Source organism: Microbacterium barkeri (genome assembly GCF_027921765.1).
Taxonomy (GTDB): domain Bacteria; phylum Actinomycetota; class Actinomycetes; order Actinomycetales; family Microbacteriaceae; genus Microbacterium; species Microbacterium barkeri.
Map to the genome: position 1 here is coordinate 24,456 of NZ_BSEJ01000005.1, position 16,738 is coordinate 41,193.

Genomic DNA, 16,738 nt, shown 5'->3' on the forward strand with positions numbered 1-16,738 from the left:
CGCGCCCGATCAGTACTTGCGGTCGGGCAGCGCGGTCTGGGCGGCCTCGGGCGAGTCGAAGGTCTCGCTCGGGACGACGATGCTCGGCTCGACGTCCTCGCCCGCGAGCACCTTCTCGACGACGTCGAGGGCGGTCTCGCCGAACAGCGGGTTGTACTCGGCGACGAAGCTGAGGTCGCCGGCCGCGAGGGCCTCGAGGGCGCCCTGCGTGCCGTCGATCGTGGCGATCTTGACGTCCTCACCCGGCGTGAGGCCCGCCTCCTCGACGGCCTGGACGGCGCCGAGGCCCATCTCGTCGTTCTGCGCGAAGATGAACTGCACGTCGTTTCCGTTGGACTTCAGGACGGTCTCGACGACGCCCTTGGCCTCCTCGGTCGACCAGTTCGCCGTCTGCGCGCCGATCTTCGTGAAGCTCGACTCGGCGCCGACGACGGCGTCGAAGCCCTCGTTGCGCTCGTTCACGACCGAGACGCCCGCCGGGCCCTCGAGCACGAAGTAGTTCGCGCCGTCGGGGAAGGCCGACACCGCCCACTCCGCGACCGCCGTGGAGACCTCGATGTTGTCGGGCGCGATGCGCGTGACGTAGAGGCTCGTGTCGTCGGGCTCGATGCCGCGGTCGAGCAGCACGACGGGGATCTCCGCCTCCTGGGCTCGCTTGAGCGAGTCCTCCCAGCCGGTGGCCTCGGTGGCCGACAGCAGGATCACGTCGACGCCTTCGTCGACGAACGACGTGAACGCGTCGATCTGCGACTTCTGGTCGAGGTTCGTCGCGGGCGCGTACTTGAGCTCGTAGCCCGCCTCCTCCGTGAACGTGTCCTGGATGTTCTGCTCGTTCGCCTCGCGCCAGGCACCCTCGGGCCCGACCGCGACGAAGCCGATCGTGGTGACGTCGTCATCGCCGGCCGCCCCGCCCGAGCAGGCAGCGAGACCGAGCGACAGGGCGCCGACGGTCGCGAGACCGAGCACCTGGAAGACGCGCTTGTGTGCAGACATGGTTCTCCTCCTCGAGACACCGGGCGCAGGGCCGCCCGGCGATCCGGATCCGTCGTGGATCCGCTGCCGATTGCAGTGACGCGTGGTGCGCCGTGCTCGAGATGTTACCGGGAACAATTTGTTCCGTGCAAGGGCGAGATCGGATCGTGATGGGATCAGTCCCCGAGGTCCCCGTCGAGGTCGGCGGCGATCATCTCGACGATCGTGTCGACCGTCACGCCGGGGCCGTTGCTGAGCTCGCCGATCTTCTCGCGGTCCTTCAGCACGACGATGCGATCGCTCAGGCGCACGACCTCCTCGAGCTGCGACGAGATGAAGACGACCGCGACGCCCTCCCCCGCGAGCTGAGCGACCTTGCGCTGGATGTCGAGCTTCGCGCCGATGTCGATGCCGCGCGTGGGCTCGTCGAGGATGAGCACGTGCGGGCGCGTCGCGAGGAGGCGCGCGAGCATGATCTTCTGCTGCGTGCCGCCCGAGAGCTCCTCGACGGGCCGGTCGATGTCGGACGGCGACAGGCGCAGGGCCTCGAGGTACGTCTCGATGAGCGCGTCCTGCTCGCCGCGCGACAGCGGCCGCGACCATCCGCGCAGCGCCTGCAGAGCGAGCACGATGTTCTCGCGCGCCGTGAGCCCGCCGATGATCCCCTCGTCGCGGAGGTTCTCCGTGGAGAGGGCGATGCGGTGGTGGAGCGCGGCGCCCGGGCTGCTGAGCTGCACCCGCCGTCCGTCGACCCAGAGCTCGCCGCTGTCGGCGCGCTCGGCGCCCGCCATGAGGCGCGCGAGCTCGGTCCGCCCCGAGCCGCGCAGCCCGGCGAAGCCGACCACCTCGCCACGGGAGAGCTCGAGATCGGTCGGCTCGAGCGTGCCGCGTCGGCCGAGCGCTGAGGCCGACAGGGTCGGCTCCCCGGAGGCCGCGTAGTGGTGCGACAGGCGCTCCGAGCGCAGCGCCTTGAGCGCCTCGATGTCCTCGCCGATCATCTTCGAGATGAGGTCGGCCCGGTCGAGATCGTCGGCGGCGTACTCCCCCACTACGCGCCCGCCGCGCAGCACGGTCATCCGGTCGGCGATCGCGAAGACGTGCTCGAGGAAGTGCGAGACGAAGAGGATCGCGACGCCGCGGTCGCGCAGACCCCGCACGACCCGGAGGAGCGTGCGGACCTCGGCCGCGTCGAGGCTCGCGGTCGGCTCGTCGAGGATGAGGACGCGCGGCTCGAGCACGAGGGCTCGCGCGACGGCGACGAGCTGCTTGACCGCGGGCGACAGTGCCGTGAGCGGCGCGCGGGGGTCGACGTCGTCGAGGCCGAGCCGCGCGAGCACCTCCCGGGTGCGGGCGCGGTTGGCCTTCCAGTCGATGCCGAGGCGGCCTCGGATCTCGTTGCCGAGCATGACGTTCTCGGCGACCGTGAGGTGCGGACTGAGACGCGTCTCCTGGAACACGGTCGCGATGCCCTGTGCCCGGCTGCGCGCGACGCCCACGGGAACGCTCTCGTCTCCGTCGATGCGCACCTCGCCCGAGCGGATGGGCACGGTTCCGGTGAGCGCGCCGATGAGCGTGGACTTGCCGGCGCCGTTCTCGCCCATGAGCGCGTGCACCTCTCCCGGGCGCAGCGTGAGGTCCACGTCGTCGAGAACGCGGACCCCCGCGAACTCGACGCAGATCCCCGTCATCTCCACGACGGGCTGACGCGCGGTCATCGCCCCTCCCGCGGCGCGGCCGTGGAGGAGCGCACGAGGAGCTCGGCGGGGATGCGCGTCACGCGAGGGATCTCGCGCTTCTCGATCGCCGCGCGCAGCATGTCGACCGCGGAGACGCCGAGCGCGTGGAAGTTCTGCCGGATGGTCGTGAGCGGCGGCAGCACGTGCGCCGAGAGCGGCACGTCGTCGAAGCCGACGACGCTGAGGTCGTCTGGCACGGAGAATCCGCGGTCGGCGAGCCCGTGGATGAGCCCGACCGCCATGTCGTCGTTGCCCGCGAAGATCGCGGTGTAGTCGGGCAGCTCGCGGATGCCCTTGGCGAAGTCGTAGGCGAAGTCGGCTGTCCAGTCGCCGACGACGATCGGGCGCTCCCGGATGCCCCACGCCTTGGCGCGTGCATGGAACGCGCGCTCGCGTGCGCGGGCGTCGAGCCAGTCGAGCGGCCCGGCGAGGTGCAGGATGTCGCGGTGCCCGAGAGAGACGAGATGGTCGACCGCGAGGGTCGTGCCCTCCTGCTGGTCGACCGAGACGGTGAGGAATGTCGGGTCCTTGTCGGGCTTGACGACGAGCACCGGGACGCCGATCGAGATCTTGCGGAGGGCGGCGATCGACGACGAGCGCGGGGCGACGACGCACAGGGCGTCGATCCCCTGGGTCGTGAGGTTGTCGACGGCCTCCTGCGGCGTGATCTCGTCGCCGCCGCGTAGCGCGATCGCGCTCACGGAGTATCCGGCCAGCCGCGCGGCCGACTCGACGGCGCGGAGCGTGCTCGTCGGGCCGAACTCGACCGCGCTCTCCACGAGCACGCCGATCCGCTGGCTGCGCTGCGTCGCGAGGGCGCGCGCCGCCATGTTGGGGCGGTAGTCGAGCTCCTCGATGACCTCGAGCACGCGGCGGCGCGTGGCCTCCTTGATGTACGGGTAGTCGTTGAGGACGCGCGAGACCGTCATGTGCGAGACGCCGGCGAGCTGGGCGACCTGCCGGATGTTCGGCTTGTCCGCGCTCGTGTTCGCCACCGGAGTCCTCCATCGGTCTCGCCGTCGCCGGGAGCGGGACGGGGCCGCGCGCGGCGGCGCGCGGCCCCCTCAGCCTAGCGATCGCGGCGGTCTGTGAGCGGGAACATCAGCGCGCTGCCTCGAGCCCCTGGAGGGCATCGTCAAGGCCGTCGGCCGCGGCGTCCACGTCCGCCTGTTCCGCCGACGCATCGGCGAGCACCGTCTCCGCCCCGACGCGGGCGGCGCGCAGTCGATCCCATGATTCGGACGTCCAGTCCTCCTCGACGAGCTCGGCCGCCTCGTCGAGGAGGAGGCGGAGCGCGCTGCGGTCGACCGTGCTCGCGACGAGCTCGACCTCGGCGAGGTTGGTGTTGCCCGACGCCGCGAGCACGCGCACGGCGCCCGTCTCGATCGGAGCCTCGAGATCCAGGCGATTCCACCCGTCGACCGCGTTCGCGACGGTCGCGAACGTCGTCCACGTACGACCGCCGTCCGTCGAGCGCTGGAACTGGATGCCGTTGGCTCGCGCGATGTGGCCCGCGCGCGGCGCGAAGCGCACGGCGGCGACCGGGAGCGCCGAGCCGTCGTCGGGGATCGCCGTCACCCAGCCCGACGAGGTGGTCGTGTCGGTGTACGTCGCGAGGTCGCCGTCGAACATCGCCCAGCCGTTGCCCGCGGCATCACGCGTGCCATCCCACGACGGTGTGCTCGCCGTGACCCAGTCGTGCGCGATCGCGCTCGTCTCGACAGACGGCGCCTCGAGCAGCTCCCATGCGGCCCGAAGGCGCGCGGCGAGCGCTGCGTCGTCGGCGTCCGGCTCGGACGCCGCTGCCACGACGTCCTCGAGCTCCCGCGTGAACAGCAGGGCGGATGCGCGCGAGAACTGCGAGAGGTCGGCCTCCCGCGCCTCGTCGAGCAGGTCCTCGAGCGTCGCCTCCGAGCGGACGCCGTCGATGCGCACGTCGGCGAGCGACCAGATCCCTGGGTAGGCCGGGTCGGTCGGGATACCGGGCTCGTCGATCTGCAGCCGGAGGTACCGGAACCGCTCGTCGCGGACCTCCTCGCGCACGTCGACGTACTCGACCGCGGTGTCGTCGCCCGCATTCGGGCGCTCCGTCAGCAGCGTCCACGTCTCGTTGTCGTTCGAGCCGTAGGCGTTGGTGCCCTCCGCACGATTCGGGAAGGTGTCGCGGGCGAGGAACCCGATCCGGTCGGCCTGGATGCGGAATCCGACGCCGAAGTCGAGCTCGACCGACACGTCTCGGCGGTCGCCCCAGGTCGTCTGGTTCGACCCGTCGACCAGGTTGCGCAGGGTCGCGATGGGCAGCTCGGGCGAGGTGGCGGTGAGCGAGTAGTCGTGCGTCCCGTCGGCGAGCATCGGATTCAGCAGGTCGAGATCGGCTACCGCGAGTCGCAGGTCCTCGAGGAGCGCCGCGAAGCCCGCGCTGTCGGCCTCGATCCCTTCGCGCGCCGCGGCCTCGGCCTCGGCGACGGCGGCCCAGCTCTCGCTCGTGTATGCCGCGACGTCCTGGAGTCCGTCGAGAGCCGCCGCGATCGCTCCGGGGCGGTCCGCTGCGACGGTCACGCGCACCGGCAGCGTCGCGGTCGAGGTGCCGTCCTGCGCGACAACGATGAGGCTCTCCTCGCCGGCGGCGCGCGGTGTCCAGGTGAGTGCGCCGTCCTGCCCGATCGTTGCCCCGCGGGGCGCCCCCTGGAGTGAGAGCGTGCGCTCGGAGTCGGCGTCCTCGACCGCGAGCGCCCGCTGAATGGGCTCGCCCGCCACCGCGAGGAAGGCCAGCTCGGGCGCGTCCGCGAACACAGGGGGCGAGAGCTCGCCCTTCGCGTCGCCGAGCACACCCGACACGTCCACGCGGGCGGCGCCCTCGGCCACGCGCAGGTACACGATGTGGTGGCCGACGGTGCCAGGGGGCACGGCGCCGAGATCGAGTCCGACGTGCGTCCACTCCCCCTTCGTGTCGGGGAGGGAGACCTCGAACGGTGTGGCGCCGTCGGCGGTCCCCGACACCTGCAGGGTCGCCTGCCCGTTCGTGCGCACGCGGATGCCCATGCTCGCGCCCCAGACCATCCGTCGGACCGCGACTGTCGCGTCGCCGCGCTTCGCGTTGAGTCGCGCGAAGCTCTCCCCCGCGTCGTCCGTGACGATCTTCGCTCCCGCGCCGAGCGGGAGCCCGTACTTCGCGGTCGGCACCCACGCGGTGTCAGCGGGCTGCGGGATCTGCACATCCTGCTCTGCGAGCTCCTCGGGGAACGCGAGCCAGTACTCGGCGTCGGTGAAGTCCGAGCCGCGCGGGTTCCAGAAGTTCTCGACGTGCGCGCCGTAGCGGTACAGGGGTCCGTCGCTCTGCCGATGCAGGAGCGCGACGTAGGGGGCCTCCTCTTCGACATCGACGCCCTCGACGTACGTGTACTGGTAGTACAGGTCGTTCATGAGGTCGCGGAGCCGTCCGCGGTACGCCTGGGAGAGCGTGCTCGCTCCGCCCGACGTGTCGACGAACGGCGGCTCGTCGCCCATCATGAAGCGCGCGAACGCGTCGGCGCCCTCGAGCAGCCGGTTGTCGAGGAAGCCGTAGGGCGTGACCGCGTCAACCTCGTCGGAGACAGTGCCTTCGACAGGGTCGAGTCGCGTGCCCTGGTTGTGGATCATCCGCGCTGCGGCACTCAGCGTCGTGATGTCGCCCTCCGCGTGCGCCTGATCCCGGGCCATCTCGAGCAGCTCGACGAAGTCCTCGCCGTAGGGGTTGCGCGGGTCGTCGGCGTCGATGAGGCGGATGAGAGATGCCAGGCCTCCATTGACGTCACCGCCGTTGATGGTGTGCTCGCTCTCGTAGGTCGAGTTGACCGAGAACCACTCGACACGCTGCGCGTACAGCTCGGGGTCGTCGAGGAAGATCGCGGCCGCGATCATGCCGACGACGCCGTAGGTGTGCTGGTTCCAGAGACGGTTCTGGGAGAAGAGGAAGGTCTCGAGCGTCGGGCGGACGAGGTTCTCCTCCGCCCTCTGCTGGTCGCGCTCGGTCCATCGGAGGTCATACCCCTCGAGGCTGTCGTTCACGGGCTCGGTCGATCGGATGATCTCGGCCGCGGTCACGAAGTAGTAGAGCGGCACGCCCGTGTGGATGTGCGCGTCGGAGAAGTAGGCGTAGCCCTCGGGATCGAGGCTGCTCCAGGTGCGCAGCACGTGCAGGGCGTTGGCCCGGTAGACCTCGTCGCCCGTCGTGGCGTACATGATCGCCTGCGTCAGCGCGCCGATGCTGTCGTCGAGGGCGCGAGACCGCATCCGCGTCTCGTTGTACGAGGCATCCTTCGGCTGCTCATCCGTCGCGCCCTGGTTCTGCCCGACGTAGGTCTTCGACGCATACTTCGTCTGCGCCATCGCGGCATGGTGGCTCGCCCACGGCTCGACACCCGCAGCGACCTGTTCCTGAACGGTCTCGAGCTGGTCGGCGGTGACGCCGGTACCGGGATGGAGGAAACCCTCCGCACTCGTGGTCTCGGTGATCTCGGGCAGGGCGGGCGGCGCCGTCTCCTGCGCGACGGCGGGTGGCCCGACAAGCGCCGAGAGCCCGACTGTCGCGGCGACGAGGGCCCCGAGAGCCCTCGCCCTTCCTGGTGCGTGCGATCGCTTCATCGCGATGTCCTTTCGTCTGCGTCATTGCGGATCGCGGGCCTCGCCCGCGGACGGCCCCGTCGCCGCCGTGTCAGTGCTCTCGCGTCCCCTTTCGGATATCGTTTGCCGACCGGTCTGCGATCAAGCCGGTCTCCTCCGTCTGTCAGGCGATCGGATAGGCGAATGCCTCGCCGTGTGCGAAGCGGAGCGCCTCGGCGGTCGCGACGGCACCGAGCGTGCGCAGCTCGGTTCCCATCGAGCCGGCGAGGTGCGGCGTGAGGAAGACATTCGGGAGCGAGAAGAGCGGGTGGCCCGGCGGCAGGGGATCGGGCTCGGTCACGTCGAGGACGGCGCGCAGCCGCCCGGCGGCGAGCTCGGCGACGAGCGCGTCCTGATCGACGATCGCGCCCCGCGCGGTGTTGACGACCGTGGCGCCGTCGGGGAGCGCGGCGAGCACGGCCGCGGACACCATGCCGATCGTCCGCGGGATCTGCGGTGCGTGGATCGAGAGAATGCGGCTGCCTGCTGCGAGCGCGATGAGGTCGTCGATGAGTTCGACGTCGAGCACGGCGGCGCGCTGGACCGAGAGGGTGGGGTCGTAGACGGCGACCGCGATATCGCGATCCCGCAGACCGCGGATGACGAGCTCCCCGACCGCGGACGCGCCGACGATCCCGACCCGGGCGCCACCGAGGCCCGTGTGCCCGTACTCCGCCTCCCGGTCGAGGAAGCGCTGCTCCGACGCGTACCGGCGCGCCGCCCAGAAGACATCCTTCGCTGCAAGGGTGATCATCGCGAGCGTGAACTCGGCGACAGGAACGGCATTCGCGGCCTTCGCGGACGCGAGGGCGATGCCGCGTCGCGCTGCCTCGTCGGCGGTCGCGAAGCCGCCGCCCCAGTGCACGATGGCGCGCAGGCGCGGCATGGCATCGAAGTCGGCGGCGGAGGGCGCCTCGGCACCCCAGCCCATGAGCAGCAGCTCGATCTCTGCCGGGTCGTCGAGCGCGGAGACCGCAGTCGCGGCCGACGAGAAGTCGACGGCGAGCTCGTCCTCGAGCGCGCGGCGCTCCTCCTCGCCGAACACGAAGCCGACGAGGTGCGCCTCCATCAGCAATGCGGCCCTGATCATCCGCGCTCCTCCCCTGCGCGCCACGCGTCCCGCCACTCGAGCGTCGCTGTCTCACCCACGATCCGCAGCGGGAGGATGACTGTCGGCGAGTGGAACAGGTCGTCGGGCCGCCAGCGGTCGCCGACGTAGATGAACCCGTCGCCCATGGGGACGACGACGCTCACCTGGGAGTCGAAGGTCCGGCTGCCATCGGGCGCGAATCCCGACCACGCCGACCACGGACCTTCGAGCGCAGGAGCCGTCGCGTGCATGTTGTCGTTGAGACTCCACCCGGTGAGATCGGATCCGAAGAGGTGGTAGCGCCCCTCGTGCTTCACGAGCGTCGGCGATTCGTACCCGATCTCCGGTCGGCGCTCCTGGCGCAGCGTCGCGACGGTCGTCTCCGCCCCCAGGTAGTCGTCACGCAGACGGTGGATGTGCAAGCCGTTCTCACGGTCCTCCGAAAGGAGGTAGCCGACGCCGTCCTCCTGGTAGACGCCGATGTCGCGGCTGATCGTGCCGAGCGGACGCTCGCTTCCGAGATAGCGGTACGGCCCCTGCGGCCGCTCGGCGATCGCGTAGCCGACGCGCGCAGCGGAGTAGTCGACGGTGTCGATGTGCAGGAGCAGCACCCACATGCCGTCAGGGCGGCGCAGTGCCTTGGGCCGCTCGACGATGCGGTCGGGCCCGATATCGCCGTCCCCCGCTTCAAGGGCGTTCCCCTCGAATCGCCATTCCGCGAAGTCGTCGGTCGAGTAGCACGCGACCGCCGTGAACGTCGAGCCCGCCGTCTTGTCCTCACCCCAGGCGAACCAGCGGTCGCCCACGCGCTGCACGCCGATGCCGTGCAGCTGGGCGACGCGCCCGCGGTCGTCGATGACGACGTGCCCCGGTCGGATCGTCCCTCTCATGCGTGCTCCTCCACCGTCAGGACGCGGGCGGTCGGCCCGGGCACCGTCTTCAGCCGCACGCCGCCGTCGACGCGCGAGACTGCCCATCCGCTCGCGGGGAAGGTCTGCTGGACCTCGCCCGTGATCCCGGGAAGCACGATCTCGACGGCCGCATCCGCACGGTCCCACACGACCAGGAGCGTGCGGCCCGAGGCGCGCAGCCCGAGGCAGACGACGTCGGCGTCCCACGCCGGGAGTCCGAGCGGCCAGAACGGCACGGCGTCGGCGAGCGACTCGCGGTGCTGCTTGTGCAGCGCGACCGCGGTGCGCACGGCCGACCGCTGCTCCTCGCTCAGTCGGTCGAGGAAGCCGGACAGGTAGAAGCGCCCGCTGAGGCCGGTCACGAGGGTGAACGCGGTCTCCTCGACGCTCATCTCGGCGGCCGGATACGCCCAGTTGCCGCACTGCTCGGGGAGGATGGACGCCGGCGCGGACGCTGCCACGGGCGGGTACAGGCGGAAATCCTGCTGGTCGCTCGTCGACTGCAGGTGCGTCACGGCCAGCAACCCGTAGTCCGCGCGCATGGCGCCCGAGCTGCAGTTCTCGATGTCGAGCGCAGGATGGCGTTCCTGCACGGCCACGAGCCAGTCGCGGAAAGCCCGCGTGTGACCGAGGAGCCCGTCGCCCGGAGCAGCCGCGCGCCACTCCGTCCCGGCACCCGGGTTGATGTTGTAGTCCAGCTTGAGATAGCTCACGCCGTGGTCGCGCACCAGCTGATCGACGACCGCATCGAGGTGCGCCCGAGCCGCAGGGTGCCGGAAGTCGAGGTGATACCGGTCGTGCTCGCGCACGCGCGCACCGAACCGCTGGAAGAACGCGTCATCGGGAAGTGCCTCGGCCGCACAGCTTCGGATGCCGACTACCTCGGGCTCGAGCCAGAGGCCGACACGCATGCCCGCCTTGCGGATCGCCTGCGTGATCCGGCGCAGCCCGCCGTCGGGGAAGCGCGCTGACGACTCCCGCCATTCCCCGACCGTGGCCCACCAGTCGCCGATGTCGGGATCGGCGAACCAGCCGGCGTCGATGCAGAACACCTCGCATCCGGCGTCGGCCGCCTCGCGGATGAGCGGCAGGAGCACCTCGGTCGTGGGCTGCCCCATGACCGTGTTCATGAAGTCGTTGTAGACGACAGGCAGGGCCTGCCCGGTGTGCCGGCGGCGCAGCCACCGGCGATAGCCGGTCAGGCCTCCGATCGCGCCCTCTGCACCCTCCCGAGAGACGGAGACGGCCACCGGCACGGCGTCGAACGACTCCCCCGGAAGGAGCAGATGCGCGAAGTGGTTCTCGAGGTCGGTTGGCCCCGTGAGCGTGAGGACGCCACCCGCCGCCGTCTGGCAGAGGTCGACGTTCCAGCCCGCGCTGGACTCGATCTGCCAGGCCAGCGCATGGTCGCCGTCGATCAGTGCGCCGACCGGCACGTGCTCCCCGCTCGACCATGCACCATGACTCGACAGCGCCGCGTGCCCGCGCCCGTCCTGCCCGTGCAGCGGCAGCGCGATCGCGGGCAGCAGCTCGCCGAGCGGCGTCGTCTGCCACCGGTTCTCCGCGAGCCACTCGCTGCGTGCCGCGAGCAGGACCATCCGCTCGAGGTCAGCTGCGTCGCGTCCGAAGCCGATGGTAGCCGAGCCGACCGCGGTGAGCACGACCGCTTCGGCCGAGGTGTTGCGGATCCTCGTCTCGACCCGCAGCACGTCGACGCCCTTCGGCGCAGTGAGCGTCGTTCGGGCCTCGAGTCCCGTCGTCTCGTCGCGCTGGATGACGATCGCGCGCTCCGCGCCATCCGACTCCTCGCGCGCCGCGTCCTGAACCCGCAGTCGCGCCCCGACGGCCGAACGGTAGTAGGCCTGGCTCGTGCGCTCGCGCTGCTCGCGCGCCGTGAAGACCTCGACGAGCGCCGTGCCGGGGCGGCCTGCGAGCGGCGACATCTCCGAGTGCACGCTCAGGGGCCGGTCGTCTGACCAGGTCAGCGTGAATGCGCCGAGTTCGACGCTCGCAGGTCCGGCCGGCTCGGCGGTGTCGAGGATGTTCAGGGCGGTGTCTGTCACGACGTCTCCGTTTCGAGGCGCTCGCGACCGAAGCCGAGCGCGCGGTTGCAGATGTGGATGCTGATGGCGACCAGCGGCGGGGCGAACACCGCGACGCTCGAGCCGACGAGGGGGATACCGCTCGCTGCGGCGCCGATCGCGGAGAGCAGGAGCCAGCACAGCACGATGTGCGGGCGCCGCAACGCCGCGGTGAGCGCAGCCGACACGAGGGCGACCCCGCGCAGGTCGGTCTGCGCAGCCGCGACGGACACAGCCAGGAGCGCGGCGATCGCGAGCAGCGTGGCGCCGATCGCGGCGAGGAGGAGCGCGTCATCGTGCCCGACGAGCGCGATGTCGTATGACAGCACGACCGCCGCGATACCTGCCGCGAGCGCCGCGCCGCTGAGCCGACGGGCACCCGAGCGGAGCGCCGCCCAGAAAGCGCGACCCGCGCCGGCTCCGCCACCGAGGTCGAGGAGCCGCTCCGTCGCGACGAGCAGTGCGTGGACGCCGGGAACGAGCGGCACGACGGCGAGCCCGAACAGCGCGATCGCGAGGTGCGTCGCCTGCCAGCCGACGAGGGCGTGGAACACGAGCAGCGGCGCTGCGGTCGCGAGGAACGAGACCCCGATGAGGAAGCACCGCCAGATCGCCAGAAGCCATCCGGCGATGCGCCCGTCGTGCGCGAGCAGCTGCCCGGTGCGAGTCAGCAGGGCGCTCATCCCTTCACCGCCCCGATCGACATGCCCTTGATGAAGTAGCGCTGGAATGCCGCGAAGATCGCGACCGACGGGATGATCGCGAGGATCGCACCCGTGTAGATGAGCTGCCACTGCGAGGTCAGCAGGCCGACCATCCGGTTGATGGCGACGTTGATCGTCCCCGCCGACGAGGAGTCGAGGAACACGAGAGGGATGAAGAAGTCGTTCCAGAGGCCGAGAGCCTGGATGATGACGAACGCGCTCGTGACGGGCAGCAGCATCGGGAAGACGATGAGCCAGAACGTGCGCAGGCGGCCGGCGCCGTCCATGTGCGCGGCCTCCTCGACCTCGACCGGGATTCCCTTGATGAAGCTGCAGTAGAGCAGGATGCCGAAGGACGCCGCGCCGCCGAGGTGGACGAGGATGACGCTCGTCAGGGTGCTGTAGAGACCCACGTCGTCGAACCCCTCGACGAGCGGGATCATCCGCACCTGAAACGGGATCATCAGCCCGGCGATGAAGAGGACATAGATCCCGCGGCCCAGGCGCCCGCCGAGGCGCTCGATGCCGTACGCGGCCATCGGGACCATCGCGACGAGCAGCATGACGGTCGCGACCGTGATGATGAGGGTGTTGCCCACGGCCTCCGCGAAATCCGTCTGCTGGAACAGCTGGACGTAGTTGTCGAACGTGAACGACGTCGGGAGCCCCATGGGATCGCGCGTGATGTCGCTGTAGGACCGGAACGAGTTCGCGAGCGCGTAGAGCACGGGCGTCGACACGAGGAGCACGAGCGCACTCAGCACGACCATCACGACGATCTCGCTCGGCGTCCACCGCTTCCGCACCCGGGGAGCCCGCTCGCGGCGTGTGGTCAGAGCCTCCGTGGCGCTCATGCCTGGATCTCCCTCTTGCGCATGTAGGTGTTCGCGGCGACCGTGCTGACGATCACGACGATGAACAGGACGATGGCGGCCGCGCTGCCGAAGCCCGCGCGGTACTCGCCGAAGCCGACCTTGTAGATGAAGAACGCCATGGTCTCGCTCACGAAGCCCGGGCCTCCCGAGGTGAGCACCATGACCTGGTCGAAGATGGTCCATCCGGCGATGAGCGCGAGGGTCATGTTGACCGTGACCGCGCCCGCGAGCATCGGCCAGGTGACGTTCGCGAACACCTGCCGCCGGTTCGCGCCGTCGATCCGCGCGGCCTCGAGCAGCTCCTGCGGCACGGACTGCAGGTTCGCGAGGTAGATGAGGGTCGTGTTGCCGCCCAGCGTGAAGCAGGTGAGGAAGAGGATGACCCACACGACGATGCCGCTGTCTCCGAGCCAATCGCGCGCGGCATCGGGCATGCCGAGGTCGCGGAGCAGCGTGTTCACGAACCCGAAGTTGAAGTTCAGGAGGTACTTCCAGATCGTCGCCGCGATGAACGCGCTCACGAGCGCCGGCAGGTACACCGCGGTGCGGAAGAACCCCTGGCCGTGCTCGAGCTTGTCGAGCATGAGCGCCACCACGAGCGAGATCACGTTGATGATGACAGCCGAGCCGAGCCCCAGGATCAGCGTGTTCTTGACGGCGTTCCAGAACCGGCCGCTCGCGAAGATGTCGGCATAGTTCGCGAAGCCGATGTAGGCGTAGTCATCGCTGATGCCGTCCCAGTCCGTGAAGCTCAGCTCGACCGACTGCAGCGACGGGATGATCACCATCAGCAGGTAGACCACAAGGGCCGGGGCGATGAAGCCGAGCAGCACCCAGCGCCCTCGTCGGCCCCCGCGGCGGGGCGGGCGGATCGGCGCGCGCACGGGCGGCGCCGCGAGGGGCGGAAGCCCGGGCTCTGAGACGACCTCGACGGTCGCCGTGGCCTGCGGGGAATCGCTCATGACATCTCCTCGTCGCGATGCGGGGCGGAGGGGCCGGGCGTCACCGCCCGACCCCAGGGCCGTCAGCCCGCCGCGACCGTCTTGTCGAATTCGGCCTGGAGCTTCGAGATCGCCTCATCCACGGTGATCTGCCCGTCCTGCATCTCGATGCGGACCTGACGGAAGAACGTGTTGAAAGCGCTCAGCGCCTCGTTCGACGACTCGTTGCTGTACCAGTTGAGGTTCGGATCCTCCAGGAGCGCGAAGTAGTCCGCGGCTCCGGGGATCTCGGTGTTGCGCTCGACCTCGTCCGACGCCGCGATGTTCGGGGCGATCCAGCCGAGCGACTCGATGAGGTTGGCGGCCTCGACCGAATAGAAGTACTCGAGGAACTCGACTGCGGAGTCGTACTCCGCGCCGTCCTCCTGCGCCTGCGCCGAGATCGCCAGGCCGGACGCCGTGTCGCCCACGACCGAGTTCTTGAGGACGTTGATCGTGCCGTCATCCGCGGGGATGATGAACAGCCCCGCGTCGAACTCGGGATCGACCTTGTGGATGTCGTTCAATCGCCCGATGCCCGCCGACGATGTCGCCATGACGGCCTGGCCGTTGACGAGAAGCGTCGTCGTCTGGGCATCCGCCGTGGACTGCCATCCCTCGAGCACGAAGTCGTCCGTGATCTGCACGAGGCGCTCGAGCGGCTCGCGGAGGTCCTCCATGGACGCGGTCCCCTCGGCGACCGCATTCCAGAAGCCCTGCTCGGAGTACTCGGCGAAGACGGGCGCGGCGAGAGGCTTCCAGAGCTGGTCGCTCGGCCAGACCTCGGCAGCAGCCGTCGCAAGCGGGACATCGCCGTTCGCCTGGATCTCCTCAAGCAGCGCGATGAAGTCGTCGTACGCCTCCGGGACCTCGAGGCCGTTGTCCGCGAAGTACGACTTGTCGTAGACGATGTTGATGCCGATCTCGCCGTTGAGCGCCGAGGAGGGCACCGTGTAGACGTTCCCATCCTCGGCGGCACCGTACACGTCGGGGGCGAGCAGGTCGGTCACCGACTCAGGGATCGGCGCGAGCTTTCCCGCCTGGATGTATGTGAGCGTGTCGCGCATGTCGACGACAGCGGGCCAGTTGCCTGTCGCGTCCATGGTCTTGAGGGCCGTCGCGTAGTCGCTGCCCGCAGGGAGCGGATCGAGTTCGACGACCGTGGAGTCGCTCTGCTCGTTGAAGGCCTTCACAACCCCGTCCACGACCGAGTTCCAGGTCTCGTCGCCCGTCGCGTACAGGAAGCGGATGGTCGTCTTCCCGCCCGCATCGCCGGCGTCTGCGCCGCCCGCGCACCCGGCGAGCACGACGACCGCGGCTGCGGTGGCCGCGAGCGATGCGGCGGCGCGTCGGGATGCGCGGCGCCGGGCGTCACGCGTCTGTGCGTTCTGCATGTGATCTCCCTTGATTCGGATCGGACCGCGTCCGACTCCAGGAGCGTAACGCAAAGTGGACAACGTTTGCCACTTCTTTTTCCGGAGGCCGCACGACGCGGACTGACGACGTCAGCGCCGGGCGACGGCGGCGCCGTGCACGATGGGGGTCGCGCGCAGCGCGATGCGCTGGTCGGGCTGCGGATCCCCGTCGTCGAGGGCGAGCGAGAGTGCCGCCTCTCCGAACGCCTCAAGCGGCACCTCGACGGTGCTGAAGTTCGGGAGCACGTCGCCGAGCATCGGCACGTGGTCGAATCCGCTCACCTCGACGTCACCCGGGGCCTCGACTCCCTGCTCGCGCAGCCGGGCGATCACGCCGACCGCCATCGCGTCGCTCATCGCAGCGATCGCGTCGAGTTCCGCGACGGGCGTCGCCAGGTCGTCGACGGCGGCGTATCCGCCGTCCCGCGAGAACGAGCGATGCACGACGTCGCCCGAGAGGACGCTGATTCCGTGCCGATCGAGACCTTCGAGGAACCCCGCGACACGGTCCTGCGAGGTGATCTCGAAGTCGGGGCCCGAGACGACGGCGAAGCGACGATGGCCGGCCAGCGCGAGGCCCTCGGCCAGGGCCGCGGCCGCCTCCCTGTTGTCGACGGTGACGGATGGGAAGGGCAGGGCGCTGTGGCCGATGACCACCACGCGCGTGCCGTGCGCGTCGAGCGTGCCGAGCTGCGCAGCCAGTGCCGCCTCGCGGCGCGCGTCGGTCGTCCGGCTCGTGCCGATCACGATCGCGCGGTGCCGCTCGCCGCGCAGCTCCTCGAGGAGGGCGATCTCGCGCAGGGGATCGTCGCGCGTCGTGCGCACGGCGACCGAGACGCCGCGCTTCTCGGCGGCGTGCATGACACCCGAGATCATCGTGGCCGACCCGAAGTCGTCGATGTCGCTCACAACGAGCGCGATCGTGCGGGCCCGCCCGCCCTTGATCGCCTGCGCCGCGGGGCTCACGGAGTATCCGAGCGCCCGCGCGGCGTCCTGCACGCGCTGACGCATCTCAGGGGAGCCGCTCTGCTTGCCGCGGACGCCGCCGTTCAGCACGCGCGACGCGGTCGGCACCGACACCCCCGCGAGTCGTGCGACGTCGGTGAGTGTCGGCGGCCTGTCGGCGTTCGGCATGAGCCCCCCTCGATCGATCCAGACAACGCTATCCACACGACGCCCCGATGTCGATTCGCCCCCTCCCCCGATCGCGCTCGCGTCGCGTGGAGGTCGGGCGGAAGGCGGCCCCGGCCATCCGCTCTCCCCGAGACTCGGCGTCCCCGACTCTGCATGTCTCACTCTCGGCGGGTTCGCGCCCGCCAGAACCGCGGAGAGT

Annotated in this window: 12 protein-coding genes; all 12 read right to left on the bottom strand. The window is 70.3% G+C overall.

Annotation, left to right across the window (positions count from 1 at the left end):
* Positions 1-9: 9 nt before the first annotated feature.
* Positions 10-993, bottom strand: coding sequence for an ABC transporter substrate-binding protein (locus PKE79_RS06580; protein ID WP_271172882.1), 984 nt, complete (start codon positions 991-993; stop codon positions 10-12).
* A gap of 155 nt (positions 994-1,148) precedes the next feature.
* Entirely contained in the window at positions 1,149-2,687 is a 1,539-nt protein-coding gene (locus tag PKE79_RS06585) for a sugar ABC transporter ATP-binding protein (protein ID WP_271172883.1), read from the bottom strand.
* Complete coding sequence (locus PKE79_RS06590; RefSeq protein WP_271172884.1) at positions 2,684-3,703, bottom strand: LacI family DNA-binding transcriptional regulator; 1,020 nt, start codon at positions 3,701-3,703, stop codon at positions 2,684-2,686. Before PKE79_RS06590 ends, PKE79_RS06585 begins: the two co-directional genes overlap by 4 nt.
* Before the next feature lie 106 nt (positions 3,704-3,809).
* Positions 3,810-7,331: a discoidin domain-containing protein gene (locus PKE79_RS06595; protein ID WP_271172885.1), complete on the bottom strand. Its 3,522-nt coding sequence runs from the start codon at positions 7,329-7,331 to the stop codon at positions 3,810-3,812.
* Positions 7,332-7,473: 142 nt separating this feature from the next.
* Positions 7,474-8,439 (bottom strand): NAD(P)-dependent oxidoreductase, encoded by a 966-nt coding sequence (locus PKE79_RS06600; protein ID WP_271172886.1) that lies wholly within the window; start codon positions 8,437-8,439, stop codon positions 7,474-7,476.
* Positions 8,436-9,329 (bottom strand): family 43 glycosylhydrolase, encoded by an 894-nt coding sequence (locus PKE79_RS06605; protein ID WP_271172887.1) that lies wholly within the window; start codon positions 9,327-9,329, stop codon positions 8,436-8,438. The genes PKE79_RS06600 and PKE79_RS06605 overlap by 4 nt, the downstream gene beginning before the upstream one ends.
* Positions 9,326-11,413 (bottom strand): glycoside hydrolase family 36 protein, encoded by a 2,088-nt coding sequence (locus PKE79_RS06610; protein WP_271172888.1) that lies wholly within the window; start codon positions 11,411-11,413, stop codon positions 9,326-9,328. The genes PKE79_RS06605 and PKE79_RS06610 overlap by 4 nt, the downstream gene beginning before the upstream one ends.
* A complete protein-coding gene (locus tag PKE79_RS06615) occupies positions 11,410-12,114 on the bottom strand; it encodes a hypothetical protein (RefSeq protein ID WP_271172889.1) in 705 nt (234 codons plus the stop codon). The genes PKE79_RS06610 and PKE79_RS06615 overlap by 4 nt, the downstream gene beginning before the upstream one ends.
* Positions 12,111-12,989, bottom strand: coding sequence for a carbohydrate ABC transporter permease (locus PKE79_RS06620; RefSeq protein ID WP_271172890.1), 879 nt, complete (start codon positions 12,987-12,989; stop codon positions 12,111-12,113). The genes PKE79_RS06615 and PKE79_RS06620 overlap by 4 nt, the downstream gene beginning before the upstream one ends.
* A complete protein-coding gene (locus tag PKE79_RS06625) occupies positions 12,986-13,972 on the bottom strand; it encodes a carbohydrate ABC transporter permease (protein WP_271172891.1) in 987 nt (328 codons plus the stop codon). The genes PKE79_RS06620 and PKE79_RS06625 overlap by 4 nt, the downstream gene beginning before the upstream one ends.
* A gap of 62 nt (positions 13,973-14,034) precedes the next feature.
* A complete protein-coding gene (locus tag PKE79_RS06630; RefSeq protein ID WP_271172892.1) occupies positions 14,035-15,384 on the bottom strand; it encodes an ABC transporter substrate-binding protein in 1,350 nt (449 codons plus the stop codon).
* A 111-nt stretch (positions 15,385-15,495) separates the two neighbouring features.
* Positions 15,496-16,539, bottom strand: coding sequence for a LacI family DNA-binding transcriptional regulator (locus PKE79_RS06635; RefSeq protein ID WP_271172893.1), 1,044 nt, complete (start codon positions 16,537-16,539; stop codon positions 15,496-15,498).
* Between the last annotated feature and the right edge of the window lie 199 nt (positions 16,540-16,738).